General features: G+C 62.3%; 13 protein-coding genes and 1 pseudogene. 6 read left to right on the forward strand and 8 right to left on the reverse strand.

The window, feature by feature from the left end:
- Positions 1-51 precede the first annotated feature (51 nt).
- Positions 52-243, forward strand: coding sequence for a hypothetical protein (locus CWO89_RS07190; RefSeq protein WP_130577937.1), 192 nt, complete (start codon positions 52-54; stop codon positions 241-243).
- 49 nt (positions 244-292) lie between these two features.
- On the opposite strand, the gene CWO89_RS07195 is transcribed toward CWO89_RS07190, so the two are convergent.
- The 5 genes and pseudogenes from CWO89_RS07195 to CWO89_RS07215 form a co-directional block, all read right to left on the reverse strand.
- On the reverse strand, positions 293-1,087 hold the full coding sequence (locus CWO89_RS07195; protein ID WP_130577938.1) for a hypothetical protein: 795 nt from the start codon (positions 1,085-1,087) through the stop codon (positions 293-295).
- A gap of 173 nt (positions 1,088-1,260) precedes the next feature.
- On the reverse strand, positions 1,261-2,565 hold the full coding sequence (locus tag CWO89_RS07200) for a helix-turn-helix domain-containing protein (protein ID WP_130577939.1): 1,305 nt from the start codon (positions 2,563-2,565) through the stop codon (positions 1,261-1,263).
- A complete protein-coding gene (locus CWO89_RS47660) occupies positions 2,552-2,689 on the reverse strand; it encodes a hypothetical protein (protein ID WP_245475795.1) in 138 nt (45 codons plus the stop codon). Before CWO89_RS47660 ends, CWO89_RS07200 begins: the two co-directional genes overlap by 14 nt.
- 97 nt (positions 2,690-2,786) lie before the next feature.
- Positions 2,787-2,972, reverse strand: a complete 186-nt coding sequence (locus CWO89_RS07210) for a hypothetical protein (RefSeq protein WP_130577940.1) — start codon at positions 2,970-2,972, stop codon at positions 2,787-2,789.
- Between the two features lie 444 nt (positions 2,973-3,416).
- A pseudogene (locus CWO89_RS07215) lies at positions 3,417-4,640 on the reverse strand (ComEC/Rec2 family competence protein); the annotation flags it as partial.
- Positions 4,641-5,043: 403 nt separating this feature from the next.
- On the opposite strand from CWO89_RS07215, the gene CWO89_RS07220 reads away from it, so the two are divergent.
- Positions 5,044-6,372, forward strand: coding sequence for an MFS transporter (locus tag CWO89_RS07220; RefSeq protein ID WP_130577942.1), 1,329 nt, complete (start codon positions 5,044-5,046; stop codon positions 6,370-6,372).
- A gap of 105 nt (positions 6,373-6,477) precedes the next feature.
- Here the strand turns inward: CWO89_RS07220 and CWO89_RS07225 are convergent, their stop codons facing one another.
- The gene (locus CWO89_RS07225; RefSeq protein WP_165421042.1) at positions 6,478-6,840 is read right to left on the reverse strand and encodes an SPW repeat domain-containing protein; all 363 of its coding nucleotides are present in this window, start codon (positions 6,838-6,840) and stop codon (positions 6,478-6,480) included.
- Positions 6,841-7,087: 247 nt separating this feature from the next.
- Here CWO89_RS07225 and CWO89_RS07230 point away from each other — a divergent pair, with 247 nt between their 5' ends.
- Both CWO89_RS07230 and glnA read left to right on the forward strand, forming a co-directional pair.
- Complete coding sequence (locus CWO89_RS07230) at positions 7,088-7,270, forward strand: hypothetical protein (RefSeq protein ID WP_165421039.1); 183 nt, start codon at positions 7,088-7,090, stop codon at positions 7,268-7,270.
- 116 nt (positions 7,271-7,386) lie between these two features.
- A complete protein-coding gene (gene glnA, locus CWO89_RS07235) occupies positions 7,387-8,817 on the forward strand; it encodes a type I glutamate--ammonia ligase (RefSeq protein WP_130577944.1) in 1,431 nt (476 codons plus the stop codon).
- A gap of 29 nt (positions 8,818-8,846) precedes the next feature.
- On the opposite strand, the gene CWO89_RS07240 is transcribed toward glnA, so the two are convergent.
- Together CWO89_RS07240 and CWO89_RS07245 are read right to left on the reverse strand one after the other, a co-directional pair.
- On the reverse strand, positions 8,847-9,239 hold the full coding sequence (locus CWO89_RS07240) for a YybH family protein (protein WP_130577975.1): 393 nt from the start codon (positions 9,237-9,239) through the stop codon (positions 8,847-8,849).
- Positions 9,240-9,250: 11 nt separating this feature from the next.
- Positions 9,251-10,948 (reverse strand): glutamine--tRNA ligase/YqeY domain fusion protein, encoded by a 1,698-nt coding sequence (locus CWO89_RS07245; protein WP_130577945.1) that lies wholly within the window; start codon positions 10,946-10,948, stop codon positions 9,251-9,253.
- 223 nt (positions 10,949-11,171) lie between these two features.
- Here CWO89_RS07245 and gltX point away from each other — a divergent pair, with 223 nt between their 5' ends.
- Together gltX and gltA are read left to right on the forward strand one after the other, a co-directional pair.
- Positions 11,172-12,596: a glutamate--tRNA ligase gene (gene gltX / locus CWO89_RS07250; protein WP_130577946.1), complete on the forward strand. Its 1,425-nt coding sequence runs from the start codon at positions 11,172-11,174 to the stop codon at positions 12,594-12,596.
- Positions 12,597-12,757: 161 nt separating this feature from the next.
- Positions 12,758-14,062 carry a citrate synthase gene (gene gltA / locus CWO89_RS07255; RefSeq protein ID WP_130577947.1) on the forward strand — a complete coding sequence of 435 codons (1,305 nt, stop codon included), beginning with the start codon at positions 12,758-12,760 and terminating at the stop codon, positions 14,060-14,062.
- Positions 14,063-14,142 lie beyond the last annotated feature (80 nt).

Genomic DNA, 14,142 nt, shown 5'->3' on the forward strand with positions numbered 1-14,142 from the left:
ACTTTCATCCCTCAGGTTTGTCGGCCTCCCAATTGGGAACGAACCTAACGAATGTTGGTTGCCACGCATTGGCGCGACGAGGCGGCAATGTGCGAGAAATGCGTCGAGATAGATGAGAAGATCGAGCACTACCGCGCCCTTCTCTCCCGTGTCACTGATCAGTTGGCTAGCGAGGGAATAGCTCAACTCATCGCTGACCTACTTGCTGAAAAGGTCGCTCTTCATCCGGAGCAAGACGAGTAAGGCCGCCTCAGTTGGCGGCCCCTCCTGCTTATTCGGGCGCGGCCCTCGCCTATGCCGCCATGTCCGCAGCATCCCGCTTGGCATACTCGGCCATCAATTTGACGATAGCGCCGTCAACCAGCCTTATAGCCATGCGCTCGCCGCTCTTGGCACTGAGCCCCAGTTCCTCGCCGATCTCCTCCGCGGTGAGCGTTCCCAGTGCCAGCTCCAAGACGCGGCAAACCTCCCGGCCAAGTCGCCGCTTCATGGCAACATGGTCCATGCGCCGGGCTGCTTCGTCGTCGGCGTCGGGCAATTCATCGGGCATGCTGTAGCCGGAATCCATAGCAACGCTGGCCTTGTCCTCGGCTGGGCCGCGCGGCTCCGAGAACACCTCTTCGAGTGAGCGGTATCTACCGCGAACCTTCACGGCGATAATCTTGCCGTGGTCGCCATACAGAATGCGGTTCGCTTTCTCTGGCCTGCCGGCCTTCCGGTCTTCTTCATCGGCCTCCCATGCTGCCATGATATCGTCGCCGTCCGGTACCTCCTCGCCCAGCCGGCTGTCGACGCGGCTGATCTCGGTGCGGCCGGTATCGTCGACCGGGCTGTTGTCGTTGGCGGCATGCAGGCTGCCCTCGGGCAGTGACACGCCCTCGTCCTCTGCGTAGCGCTCCAATGCCTGAATCTCTCGCCAGGCATCAGCTCGCTTGAGCCGACCGAACGTCGGCCAGTCCCGGTTGCGAAAGCGTACCTCGCGGCTGTCGTCTTGCTTGGCGCGCTGCTGGGCTAGGATGCGGCGATGTTCTTCCGGGTTGCGCGGTTGGTTGTCGTTTGCTGGTTTATTCACGTGATGTGCACCCATGAAGGGTTTCGTTTTTGCCGCTTAGCGGTCTTGGTGTGGCCGGTTGCCGGCTGCACACAAACTGGAAAAATAATCTGAAAACCTGCGGGATGACGCGTTCGAGGGCGCCACTGGTGTGAGGATTGAGAGGTGCTAGAGTGTTGGGGCGGCCCCCGTGTAGTCGCACACGACCGTCACGCTGCGTCGTCCTCCTCATATTCGGCGCCCATCCATGCCGGCCAGTCGCCGGGCCGCGGTGGTAGGGGTGCCGGCAGCGTTACCGCTGGTGCGCGATGCTCTGGTTCCGATCCCGGTGCTGGCTCGGGCTCGTCAGGCGGCTCGTTTTCGTCGGGCAAATGCCAAAGCACCGACTCGCCTGCCTCTTCGCTGATGCCGATTATGCGGCCAATCCATTCCCCGATAGGATTCACAATGCCATGTTCTTCGCCAAACGCGTCCCGACAAAGCTCGCGATACTCGGCCGCGTCTGCACCTTCAGCGTACTCCGCGTCAGCCTGCACGACATGAAGTCGCCGCGTGAATTCATGCTCGCCATCCAAGGCCCGGAAGGTGAACGTCTCAAAGTAGCTTTTGAATGGGCTGCCTTCATCGACACGCTCAACGATTGTGTATCTTCGGATGTCGCTGCCGCGCTTGGCGACCTTCAGCTTGGCCTTGCCGCGCTCGACCTTCCGGAATCCGCGAGGCGCGTCCTCGTCAAACCTTTCGTCGCGCAACCACACGGCCAGGGTATACCGCGGTGCATTCGGCTTGCCTTGAGCGGCCCATGACGCCTGCCAAGCCGTAGCGGCTCGGATCACGGCGACAAGGTTGGTGCCGGCCGGGAGAGCGGCCCATGCCGCAAGCGCCTCCTTCTTCCCCTTGGCATAGGCATAGGCGCGCCACAGGGCTTCAAATGTTGGATCGGCTTGAGAGTGCTGTAACTCTTCTTGCGCCGCCCCCGCCGTGGCGGCCGACAGGCCAGCCAAAGGCGGCGCCGTAGGCGCGGCGCAATCACCATCTACCTTTCCTGAAGCCGGCTTGTAAGCCGGTTCAGGTAGGTAGGATTCAGTGGTCATTTCGCCACCACTAGCGCCCTTTAGTGGTGTCGTTTCGACCACCAGGGCGGTGGTCATTTCGCCACCACTAAGAGCATCATCCTTTGTGGTGGCCGTTTGCACACCGCTAGCGGTTGTCACCCACCTAGGCACGTACTCGGAGGGGCGCGTTCCGGCATACTTCACGCGCGTGACATGTCCCCAATTGGTCAGTTCGCGGCACGCTTTGACGACGGCTTTTCGGTCGAGGCCCGTGGCTTTTTGGATGTACGAGAGACTGGCGCGACAGTTGCCGTGCTTTTGCCAGTATGAATTGATGATTACCCAGCCAGCCTTCATGTGTCGTCCGGTGGTGCGCCGGTCGGCGGCAATCGCGCCAAGCGTCCACCACTGCGAAAGCAAATCGCCGGGTTTGGCGGTGCGCTGCTTAGCGTCGCTCATGCTGACACTCTCCGACCGCAACCGCGGCGCGCGCCAGGCTATCGGCAACACTGCGGTCGAAGGTCAGCGAGTGACCAAAAACACGCAGCGAGCCGTCAGTCTTGCGAATGACGGAAACATCCATTGCCCGAACTCCGGGCGCAATCTCAACGTCGATAGAGGCAAAGCGCCTTCCGCCCGAACATGGGCGCAGATTAAGTATCTTCACGATCAATCCTGTTTTAGGAAATCCCCGAAAGAGCCCCATCCACGGCTGCCTTCACTTCGGACAGCCACTCGCTCGGCATCTCGGAAAGATGCGCCGTGCGCCATTCGGCGTCGTCACGACCGATCAAGACCTTGACGGTCACTGAATCCCCGCCTGCATAGTAGAGGTCGTCGACGTAGCTTCCGTCCCGCATAACCATCCCGCTCTGCTCCTCGCTTAGGACTAATACCGATTAGTGCGCCTTTGCAGGCGAAGGCGCTAAAAGCTGACCTCAACAGATATGGTGGGCGGCGCGGGAAAACTGCGAGAAAAATTACGGGTTGCGGCTGTGCCGCGGTGCACTCGGCTAAGGGGCCGATCGTGCTTGGGATGGAGAGATAGGTCGCGTCAGCGAGAACGGTAAAGCGCCGACTGAGATATTTGGTGGTCAAGGGCGGTGAACAGTGCCCCCCCCGAACGCGCCGTGAACGCGCCAAACGATTCCGGGACTTTTTCCGGGACTCTGCGCTGCCAATCCGGGATTTTTTGCCCGGTTTTGAGCGGTTTTTGTTCACGGCGCCCATGATGGCCGCGCCAAAAACCTTCAACAATTCAACGGGTTTATGGGTCGAAACGCGGTCCACGCGACTGGCGCATTCCAGTTCTGGAAGCTTGGATGCACCAGCGCCTCCGGCGCGATCGCGAGCACGATCATGGCCGCGACCGCGAGCGTCCGGAACGTCACCGCGCGGCGGTCGACCATGACGGCGATCAGCACCACTGCGGTCATGAGGAACGAGCGCTGCGTCGCGACCTCCGCACCCGACAGCAGAAGATAGAAGGCGGCCGCCACGAGCGCCGCCGCGGCAGACCATTTCTTGATCGGAAAGCCCACGGTGAGCACCGGAAACAGCGCAAGCAGCGCGCGAACCGCGAAGAAGACCACGCCCGCGACCACGGCCATGTGGTAGCCCGAGATCGACAGCACGTGCCCGAGCCCCGAGATGAACATCGCATCATTCACCGGCTCGGAGATCGCATCGCGCCGGCCGGTCAGGAGTGCGGTCGCGATCGCGCGATTGTCGCCTTCGAGCACGTTGCGGATCCGCGCATCGATCGCATCGCGCATGCCCTGCATGAAGGCCGCATAGCGCAGCGTAAATCCGCGGCCTTCCGGCGGCGCGGTCGTCTTGATGGCGCCGAGTACGAAACCGGACGCGCCGATGCCCTGGAAATAGAGATCGCGGCCAAAATCGTAGCTCCCGGGCCGCAGAGGAGCGAGCGGCGGCTGCAGCCGCGCCTTCAATTCGACGAAGCTGCCGACTTCGGGGGCAGTGCCCTTCTTCACCGACAGCCGAACGCGCTCAAGTTTCGGCGTGCCGCGCTGGCTTTCGATGCTTGCGACGCGCAGCACGAAACGGTCGGTGCGCTCGCGGATGTCACGCGTCTCGACAAATCCGGTGAGTGACACCGAGAACATCGGCCGCGCCAGCACGCCATGCGCGACCCGCGCGGTTCGCCAGGTGGCAACCGCAAAACCCGCCGCAACGGCGGCAATCATGACGGCGACAGCGAACGCCTGCCGTCGCCTGAGCAGGAACGCGACAGCGCACAGCGCGATCGCGACGATGACCGCGACCGACAGCACCGGCTCATGGTCGGCGGCGAAGTAGAGCGCGATGCCGCTGCCGAACGCGACCGGCACCCAGGGCAGAAGCCGTCCGGCGCCCGCTTCGGCGCCGGCCCACTGGCGCAACGTCTCGACGATTGGCGGCCAGGCGCCGACGCCGATCGGGGCATACCCACCCGCCGGCGCCATCGCCTCGCGCGGCGGCCAGGTGCCGGCATAGCCGCGCCTGCCGCCCGGCGTCCTGCCCTCGTCCGACATCCTGCGCCCTGGACTGCCCCTGGTTTCCGCAAAGCTACCGGAAGCAGGTATCCACGGGATAGCGGAACAGATGCGAACGTCGTGCCGGTGGCGCTCCCAATCCTAGCGCTGGCTCTTTAGCCAGCTTCAAACCCGACTGCGCCGAAAGTCTCATAAGGCCGCAGTCTCATTGAGGATTAGACTGTGGCTGCGCCTCCGCCCGGACAGACGGGATGAGGCAGTGGTGGCTCGCGGTTCGAAGACCGCTGGAGCCCTTCTCAGGTGGTTCAAGGCTTCCCTGAGACCGGCGTTGCGGACGCAACTCGCAAATCAAGCCTGTAGCGTCGCGCATCACGCGTACTCCGCGAGCGAATAGAGCGCTGAAAAACGCGAGGAGAAGTCATTGAACTAATGGGAGCAGCACATGGCAATTCAGGTACCGAGCGATTTTCGCCGCGTGATTGTTGCCGCGTCGGTCGGAAACATCATCGAATGGTATGACTTCTATATCTTTGGCAGCCTGGCCGCCGTTCTGTCGGTCAAGTTCTTCGAACAATCCCACCCCGTCGCAGCCCTGCTGAGCACGATCGCCCTGTTCACTGCAGGATTCCTGATCCGTCCGCTCGGAGCATTCCTCTTTGGATGGATGGGCGACCGGGTCGGCCGCAAATATACGTTTCTCATCACGCTCACCGGAATGGGACTGGGAACGGGCGCGATCGGCCTGATCCCGACTTATCAGTCGATCGGTCTCACCGCCGCGTTCGTGCTGTTCGGGCTACGCATGATCCAGGGCCTGTGCCTGGGTGGCGAATATGGCGGCGCCATCACCTATGTTGCCGAGCATGTGCCCGACGATAGACGCGGCTACTACACCGGCTGGCTCCAGACCTCGCCGACGCTCGGGATCGTGGTGTCGCTGGCCGTGATCATTCTGACCCGGATCTATTTCGGCGATCAGGCCTTCAACGAATGGGGATGGCGCGTTCCGTTCCTGCTCTCATTCCTGCTGGTGGCCATCGCCATCTACATCCGCCTCCAGCTCCAGGAGACGCCGATCTTCCAGGAGATCAAGGCCCGTGGGCAGATGACCAGGAACCCCTGGAAGGAAGCGTTCCTTAGCTCGAACATCAAATACATCGGAATCGCCATCATCGTCCTGATCGGACAGGGCGTAGTCTGGTACAGCGGACAGTTCTGGGCGCTGTACTTCCTGCAGCAGGTCTCCAAGGTGGACGCTCTGACCTCGGCCTACATCGTCGGGGCCGCGCTGCTACTTGCGACGCCGAGCCTGATCTTCTTTGGCTGGCTGTCGGACCTGATCGGCCGCAAGCCGGTGATCCTGGGAGGCATGCTGCTTGCCGCGATCACCTACTATCCGCTGTATCTGTGGCTCGGAACGGTCACGCAGCCCGGAAACATCAACTATCCGATCGCAGTCTTCATCATCTTCATCCTCGTCTGTTACGTCGGGATGGTGTACGGGCCGGTCGGCGCGTTCCTGGCCGAATTCTTCCCCAGCAGGATCCGCTACACATCGGTATCGGTGCCGTATCACATCGGCAACGGCTGGGGCGGCGGCCTGGTGCCGTTCATTACCTCGGCGGCTTTCGCCGCCACCGGCAGCGTCGGCTACGCGCTGATCTATCCGATCGTAGTTCCCGCGGTCTGCTTCGTGCTCGCCGTTTTCCTGATGCCCGAGACACGCAAGATCAGCATCTGGCAACCGATAGAGCCTAAGACAGCGTCGTGATCGAATAGCCTTGGTGCGGGGCCGTGAAGCCCTACGCTCCGCACAATTCCCGCCCCCCGGCCGCCACCAGATGGCGGTCGGTGCAAGGCCCGTTCGACTCCGTTCTCAGCCGGCGCGGTGATGCCAGCGATCGTGCCACCAGGTGGTGAAATCACGATCGGTCACCAGCTCCCAGCCAGCGAACAAGATCACCAATATGCCCGATAGCATGCTGCTTACCGTCGCCGAGACGTGCTCGTAGCCGACCGTCCAAGGTGCCAGCAACAGAGCCAGTCCGAGGAGCATCTCGCCCCATTCCTCCAGATAGGATGGAATGACAAATGCCTCGATGGCAAACAGGATGACAGCCAACCCAAGCGCGATGGTTATCCAGACGGCCGCCCCGCCGAAGCCCAGGGCAAAGGGCGACACGACAAGCCATACACCCACCAACAAGCTGGCAACGTCCTGCCAGTGTTGAATGCGCATGACGCTCACCTCCCCTCTCCCATAGATATGGTGAAGCGCCGCCGGAAAGACATCCGCCCGACCTGCGTTGTGTTGCCGCTGCCCGTGTTCCGGAGCCGCTTCCCGGCCCCCCATCACGCGGAAAGCACTCTTGCAAGTGCGCCGCAGCAGGATGCACACTGCTGCGCTTAACCAGGTGTCAACGTCTACGGCTCTCGGCCCGACTGGAATTTCACGGTTGCGCCCGGAAGGAGAGGAGCATGACGCCATGCGAGAAATCGAAATCCACGATTATGCGCGGCAGCTCTTGGAAGCACATGGCGCCAAGGCCATTGCGGAGGCTGCCCAGAACGCCATCGAGCTCGAAGCAAAGGGCGACGTCGAACTCGCCAAGACCTGGCGGCATATCGAAGACGCCATGAAGCTGATGCGCGGGCCGCACCAAAGCTGAGGGTGCCGGTGCGGCGACCGAGAAGGTGGAGCAGAATTCGTCGCAAACCGTTCTTGGTCGCGGCGGAGCGACAGCGTGATCTCTAATGACCGGCTCTCCATGACAGGAGCGAAGCCATGTTTCCCAAATGTACGACAGCCGAAGATCTCGTAAAGGCGATCGCGGATGAGAAGGTGCAGATGATCGACCTGCGCTTCACTGACCTGCCGGGGGTGTGGCAGCATTTTTCCGTCCCGCCGAGCGCGGCAAGTATCGATGCTCTCAGCGAGGGCATCGGATTCGACGGCTCATCGATCCGCGGCTTTCAGGAGATCCAGGAAAGCGACATGCTGGTCGTCGCGGACCCGACCACGGCCTTCCTCGACCCGTATTCGCTGGCATCGACCCTGGTCCTGGTCTGCAACATCCGCGATCCCGTGACCGGTCAATCCTATAGCCGGGATGCCCGCTACATCGCGCAGAAGGCTGAGACCCATCTGAAGGGCACCGGGCGCGCCGAGACGAGCTACTTCGGTCCGGAGGCGGAGTTCTTCGTGTTCGACGACGTCCGCTACGGACAGGGCATCAATTACGCCTTCCACGAAATCGATTCTGGGGAAGGCAGTTGGAACACAGGCAAGGAAGAAGTGCCGAATCTGGGCCACAAGCCGCGCCCGAAAGAGGGATACTTTCCCGTTCCCCCAACCGACAGCATGCAGGATCTCCGCACCGAAATGGTGCTGACAATGGAAGAACTCGGCATCCAGATCGAAGCCCATCACCATGAAGTCGCGACCGGCGGCCAGAACGAGATCGACATGCGCTTCACCACGCTCACGCACATGGCGGACAATCTGATGATCTACAAATACGTGGTGAAGAACACCGCAAAGCAGCATGGCATGACCGCGACGTTCATGCCCAAACCGCTGTTCGAGGACAATGCTTCAGGGATGCACGTTCACCAGTCGCTGTGGAAGGGCGAGACCAATCTGTTCTACGACAGGGGCGACTATGCGGAGCTGAGCCAGCTTGCCCGCTATTATATCGGCGGTCTCCTGACCCACGCCTGGGCGCTGTGCGGGCTGTGCGCCCCGACCACGAATTCCTATCGGCGCCTGGTGCCGGGCTATGAGGCTCCGATCAATCTGGTCTACTCCCAGCGCAACCGCTCGGCCTGCTGCCGCATTCCGATGTATTCGCCGAACCCGAAGGCCAAGCGCGTCGAGTTCCGCTCGCCGGATCCTTCCTGCAATCCCTATTTGGCCTTCTCCGCGATGCTGATGGCCGGCCTTGACGGCATCAACAACCGGATCGACCCGGGCAGCCCGATCGACAAGAACCTCTATGACCTGCCGCCCGCCGAGGCCAAGGATGTGAAGTCCACACCCGGGTCGCTGGATCAGGCACTCGATGCGCTCGAGCGCGATCATGCCTTCCTGCTCCGTGGCGACGTCTTCACCGCCGACGTGATCGAAACCTGGCTCGACTACAAGCGGAAGAAAGAGATCGATCCGATCCGGCTACGCCCTCATCCTTACGAGTTCCACCTCTATTACGACATCTAGCGACGACCACCGCTGACGGAATGAGCGGCCTAGCGGTCAATCAGCGGCGCTTTCGACGAGACGTGATGGCTGACGATTTTCCAGTCGCCGTCTTCGCGGACGATCACCCAGGTAATCTTCACCGAGAGCGGCGGTTCGCCGTCGCCCAGGAAGAATGACGCCGTGCCGGCCATGTTGATCACGTTCGGGGTAACCTGCGCCGCGCGCACGTCGGAAAACTGAACGGTCGGAGAGCGCCATCGCGGCAGGCCGTTGAAGTAGGCCGAAACCCCTTCCCTGCCACGATAGAGTGTCGGATTGGAGCCGAAGAAGAACGCGCCCTCCGAATAGAGCGAAGCGAGTGCTGCGGCATCCAGCCTGCTGAAGCCGGTGGACCATTTTGCCATGATGGTGGAAACGATGTCGTCGGCTTCGCCGTGCATCTCGCCCACCTCTAGCTCTTGCCGCCGACTTCCTTGGCGAAGGTGTCGCGCAGGCCGATGGTGCGGTTGAACACCGGCTTGTCCGCCGTCGAGTCGGGGTCGCGAACGAAATAGCCCTGGCGCTCGAACTGCATCACCTCGTTCGAATTGCTCTCGGCGATCGCCGGCTCGATGCGCGCGTCCGTCAGCACTTCCAGGGACTGCGGATTGAGATCGGCGGCGAAATTGCCGGCGTCCGGACTGGGCGTCGCGAAGAGCTGGTTGTAGATGCGGATCTCGGCCGGCTTCGACTGCGCCGCCGGCAGCCAGTGCATGGTCGCCTTCACCTTGCGGCCGTCGGGCGCGTTCCCGCCCTTGGTCGCGGGATCATAGGTGCAGCGCAGCTCGACGATCTCGCCGGCGTCGTTCTTGATGACGCCGGTGCACTTGATGAAATAGGCGTAGCGCAGCCGCACTTCGGTGCCCGGCGAGAGGCGGAAGAATTTCTTCGGCGGGTTCTCCATGAAGTCGTCGCGCTCGATATAGAGCTCGCGGCCGAAGGCGATCTTGCGGGTGCCGGCTGCGGGATCGTCGGGGTGGTTGATCGCCTCGATCTCCTCGACCTGCCCTTCCGGATAGTTCTCGATCACGACCTTGAGCGGCCGCAGCACTGCCATGCGCCGGAGGGCGGTGCGGTTCAGCTCCTCGCGGATGCAGAACTCGAGCATGCCGACGTCGACGACGCTGTTGGACTTGGCCACGCCGATCCGCTTGATGAACTCGCGGATCGCCGCCGGCGGCACGCCGCGCCGCTTCAAGCCTGCAATGGTGGGCATGCGCGGATCATCCCAGGCGGCGACATGGCCCTCGCGCACGAGCTGGGTCAGCACGCGCTTGGAGAGCAGCGTGTAGGTCAGGTTCAGGCGCGCAAATTCGTACTGCCTGGGCTTGGACGGCACCGGCAGCTTGTCGAGCAGCCATTCATAGAGCGGCCGATGATCCTCGAACTCAAGGGTGCAGAGTGAGTGCGTGATGCCCTCGATCGCGTCCGACTGGCCGTGGGCATAGTCGTAGCTCGGATAGATCGACCATTTGTCGCCGGTGCGCGGATGGTGCGCGTGCAGGATCCGGTACAGCACCGGGTCGCGCATGTTGATGTTCCCCGAGGCCATGTCGATCTTGGCCCGCAGCACCCGCGCGCCGTTCGGGAACTCGCCGGCCTTCATGCGGCGGAACAGGTCGAGGTTCTCCTCCACCGGGCGGTCGCGATAGGGCGAGTTCTTGCCGGGCTCGGTCAGCGTGCCGCGCGAGAGGCGGATCTCCTCCTGGCTCTGGTCGTCGACATAGGCGTCACCCTGCTTGATGAGGCTTTCGGCCCATTCGTAGAGGCGCTCGAAATAGTCGGAGGCAAAATAGAGATTGTCGCCCCAGTCGTAGCCGAGCCAGCGCACGTCGGCCTGGATCGCGTCGATATATTCCTGCTCTTCCTTGGTCGGATTGGTGTCGTCGAAGCGCAGGTTGCAATGGCCGGGAAACTCCTGCGCGATGCCGAAGTTGAGTGCGATCGACTTGGCGTGGCCGATATGCAGGTAGCCGTTCGGCTCCGGCGGGAAGCGCGTCACGACGTGGCTGTGCTTCTGTGCAGCGAGGTCAGCCTGGACGATGTCGCGAATGAAATCGCGTCCGGTCTCCGCCGCCACCGTTTCTGCCGCCAATGGTTCTGTCGTCATCGAGGGTTCCTATGCATGGTCCGGAAAACCGGAAGCCGCCTTCCCGAAAGATCATGCTCAAAAAAGGGATCAGCCGCCCTTCTGCCAAATTCGCCCCGGCCCGCCAAGCCTGCTTTCGAGGCTGCTTTCACACAGCCCAAGCCTTTAGTAATGCCAAAGGCTTTAGTTATGCGTTGTTCCTGCTATACACCAGCGCCGTTCAAGCCCGAGCCCGCATCCGGTCATGTCTGATTCCGTCGTCACACGCTTCGCCCCCTCGCCGACCGGCTTCCTCCATATCGGGGGTGCCCGCACCGCGCTCTTCAACTGGCTCTATGCCAGGAAGCACGGCGGCAAGATGTTGCTCCGGATCGAGGACACCGACCGCGAGCGCTCCACCAAGGAGGCGATCGACGCCATCCTGGACGGCCTGACCTGGCTCGAGCTCAATTGGGACGGCGAGGTCATCTACCAGTTCAGCCGCGCCGCCCGCCACCGCGAGGTCGCCGAGCAGTTGCTCGCCGCCGGGCGGGCCTATCGCTGCTACGCGACTTCAGAGGAACTTGCCGCCATGCGCGAGAAAGCGCGCGCCGAGGGCCGCACCCGCCTCTACGACGGAATGTGGCGCGACCGTGATCCGGCCGGCGCGCCGCCCGGCATGAAACCCACGATCCGGCTCAAGGCGCCCCTGACCGGCGAGACCGTGATCGAGGATCAGGTCCAGGGCCGCGTGGTCTGGCAGAACGAGAACCTCGACGACCTCGTCCTGCTCCGCGGTGACGGCACGCCGACCTACATGCTCGCGGTGGTGGTCGACGATCACGACATGGGCGTCACCCATGTGATCCGCGGCGACGATCACCTGATCAACGCCGCGCGCCAGAAGCAGATCTACGATGCGCTGGAGTGGAACATCCCCAGCATGTCCCATATCCCGCTGATCCATGGCCCCGACGGCTCAAAGCTCTCCAAGCGCCACGGCGCGCTCGGCGTCGATGCCTACCGGGCGATGGGCTACCTGCCGGCGGCGCTGCGCAACTACCTGGTCCGGCTCGGCTGGAGCCACGGCGACCAGGAGATATTCTCCACGCAGGAGATGATCGAGGCGTTCGACCTGCCGGCGATCGGCCGTTCGGCGGCGCGGTTCGACTTCGCCAAGCTGGAGAATCTCAACGGCCACTATATCCGGCACAGCGACGATCAATCTCTCGTGACTCAGTTCGAGAGCGTGCTGGACTACGTTCCCGACGGCGCCGCCATCAAAGCCAAGCTCAACGACACGACGCGCGCGCAATTGCTGCGGGCGATGCCGAGTCTGAAGGAGCGCGCCAAGACGCTGATCGAATTGATCGCGGGCGCGTCTTTCATTTTCGCCGACCGGCCGATCGAGATCGAACCAAAAGCCGCCGCGCTGCTGACGCCAGAAACGCGCGCGCTGATCGGGAAGCTTCGCGCGGCACTGGAGACGGTCACTGACTGGCGGCTGGAGACCACGGAAGCCGCCATGCGGAATTTCGCGGAGCAGAACAATCTCAAGCTCGGCGCCATCGCCCAGCCGCTCCGGGTGGCATTGACGGGACGCACCACCTCACCGGGTATTTTCGATGTCCTGGCGGTATTGGGGCGGGAGGAAAGTCTTGCCCGCCTGCGCGATCAGTCGGCTGTGTAAGCCCTGCCATGCCCCTCCAAGGGTCCACCTTGCAGCGCACAGGGCAATAAGCTACGCATCTGGCGAGGCCTTCTAGACAATCCGGCTTGTCCCGACATCCGCCGTAAAATAGCAACTCGGGCAGGTTCGATTTTCGCAACAAATTCATCGGGGACAACACGATGGACGCACAATCCAGCAGCAAAACAGCTACCCTCACGATCGGCAACAAGACCTACGATTTCCCGATCCTGAGCGGCACCGTCGGCCCTGATGTCATCGACATCGGCAAGCTGTACAGCCAGGCCGGCGTGTTCACCTACGACCCGGGCTTCACCTCGACGGGAAGCTGCCAGTCCAAGATCACCTATATCGACGGCGACGCCGGTATCCTCGAATACCGCGGCTATCCGATCGAGCAGCTTGCCGAACACGGCGACTTCCTGGAGACCTGCTATCTCCTGCTCTACGGGGAGCTTCCGACGCCCGCGCAGAAGAAGGATTTCGACTATCGCGTCACCCATCATACGATGGTGCACGAACAGATGGCGCGCTTCTTCCAGGGTTTCCGCCGCGACGCCCATCCGATGGCGATCATGGTTGCAGCCGTCGGCGCACTCGCCGCGTTCTACCACGACTCCACCGACATCAATGATCCGCAGCAGCGCATGATCGCTTCCATGCGCATGATCGCGAAGATCCCGACGCTGGCGGCGATGGCCTACAAATACACCATCGGCCAGCCCTTCATGTATCCGAAGAACTCGCTGAAGTTCGCCGAGAACTTCCTCAATATGTGCTTCGGCGTGCCTTGCGAGGAATACAAGATCAACCCGGTGCTGGCGGACGCGCTGGAGAAGATCTTCATCCTGCATGCCGACCACGAACAGAATGCGTCGACCTCCACGGTGCGCATCGCCGGCTCCTCCGGCGCCAACCCGTTCGCCTGCATCGCGGCCGGCATCGCCTGCCTGTGGGGCCCAGCGCATGGCGGCGCCAACGAAGCCGCGCTGAACATGCTCTACAGCATCGGCAAGGTGGAGAACATTCCTGACTTCATCGCCAAGGTGAAGGACAAGAACAGCGAAGTCCGCCTGATGGGCTTTGGCCACCGCGTCTACAAGAACTACGATCCGCGCGCCAAGATCATGCAGAAGATGTGTCATGCCGTGCTGAAGGAGATCGGCCACGGCGACGATCCGATGCTGAAGGTGGCGATGGAGCTGGAGAAGATCGCGCTCAGCGACCAGTACTTCATCGAACGCAAGCTCTATCCGAACGTCGACTTCTATTCGGGCATCACGCTGAAGGCGATGGGCTTCCCGGTCTCGATGTTCACCGTGCTGTTCGCGGTCGCCCGCACGGTCGGCTGGATCAGCCAGTGGAGCGAGATGATCGAGGATCCGCAACAGAAGATCGGCCGCCCGCGCCAGCTCTACACTGGCGTCGCCAGCCGCGAATACGTCCCGATCGACAAGCGGAAGTAAGCTTCAAGATTCGCGAAGTTCGAGACGGCGCCATCATTTCTGGTGGCGCCGTTTTCGTTTGCCGCGGGCTGCGATCTCCG

The sequence above is a fragment of the Bradyrhizobium sp. Leo170 genome (assembly GCF_004296405.1).
GTDB lineage: Bacteria > Pseudomonadota > Alphaproteobacteria > Rhizobiales > Xanthobacteraceae > Bradyrhizobium.

Excerpts from the sequence above, each read along its gene's own strand:
- CWO89_RS07190 (WP_130577937.1), top strand. The coding sequence starts at position 52 with ATGTTGGTTGCCACGCATTGGCGCGACGAGGCGGCAATGTGCGAGAAA.
- CWO89_RS07195 (WP_130577938.1), bottom strand. The coding sequence starts at position 1,087 with ATGGGTGCACATCACGTGAATAAACCAGCAAACGACAACCAACCGCGC.
- CWO89_RS07200 (WP_130577939.1), bottom strand. The coding sequence starts at position 2,565 with ATGAGCGACGCTAAGCAGCGCACCGCCAAACCCGGCGATTTGCTTTCG.
- CWO89_RS47660 (WP_245475795.1), bottom strand. The coding sequence starts at position 2,689 with ATGGATGTTTCCGTCATTCGCAAGACTGACGGCTCGCTGCGTGTTTTT.
- CWO89_RS07210 (WP_130577940.1), bottom strand. The coding sequence starts at position 2,972 with ATGGTTATGCGGGACGGAAGCTACGTCGACGACCTCTACTATGCAGGC.
- CWO89_RS07220 (WP_130577942.1), top strand. The coding sequence starts at position 5,044 with ATGGCAATTCAGGTACCGAGCGATTTTCGCCGCGTGATTGTTGCCGCG.
- CWO89_RS07225 (WP_165421042.1), bottom strand. The coding sequence starts at position 6,840 with ATGCGCATTCAACACTGGCAGGACGTTGCCAGCTTGTTGGTGGGTGTA.
- CWO89_RS07230 (WP_165421039.1), top strand. The coding sequence starts at position 7,088 with ATGCGAGAAATCGAAATCCACGATTATGCGCGGCAGCTCTTGGAAGCA.
- glnA (WP_130577944.1), top strand. The coding sequence starts at position 7,387 with ATGTTTCCCAAATGTACGACAGCCGAAGATCTCGTAAAGGCGATCGCG.
- CWO89_RS07240 (WP_130577975.1), bottom strand. The coding sequence starts at position 9,239 with ATGCACGGCGAAGCCGACGACATCGTTTCCACCATCATGGCAAAATGG.
- CWO89_RS07245 (WP_130577945.1), bottom strand. The coding sequence starts at position 10,948 with ATGACGACAGAACCATTGGCGGCAGAAACGGTGGCGGCGGAGACCGGA.
- gltX (WP_130577946.1), top strand. The coding sequence starts at position 11,172 with ATGTCTGATTCCGTCGTCACACGCTTCGCCCCCTCGCCGACCGGCTTC.
- gltA (WP_130577947.1), top strand. The coding sequence starts at position 12,758 with ATGGACGCACAATCCAGCAGCAAAACAGCTACCCTCACGATCGGCAAC.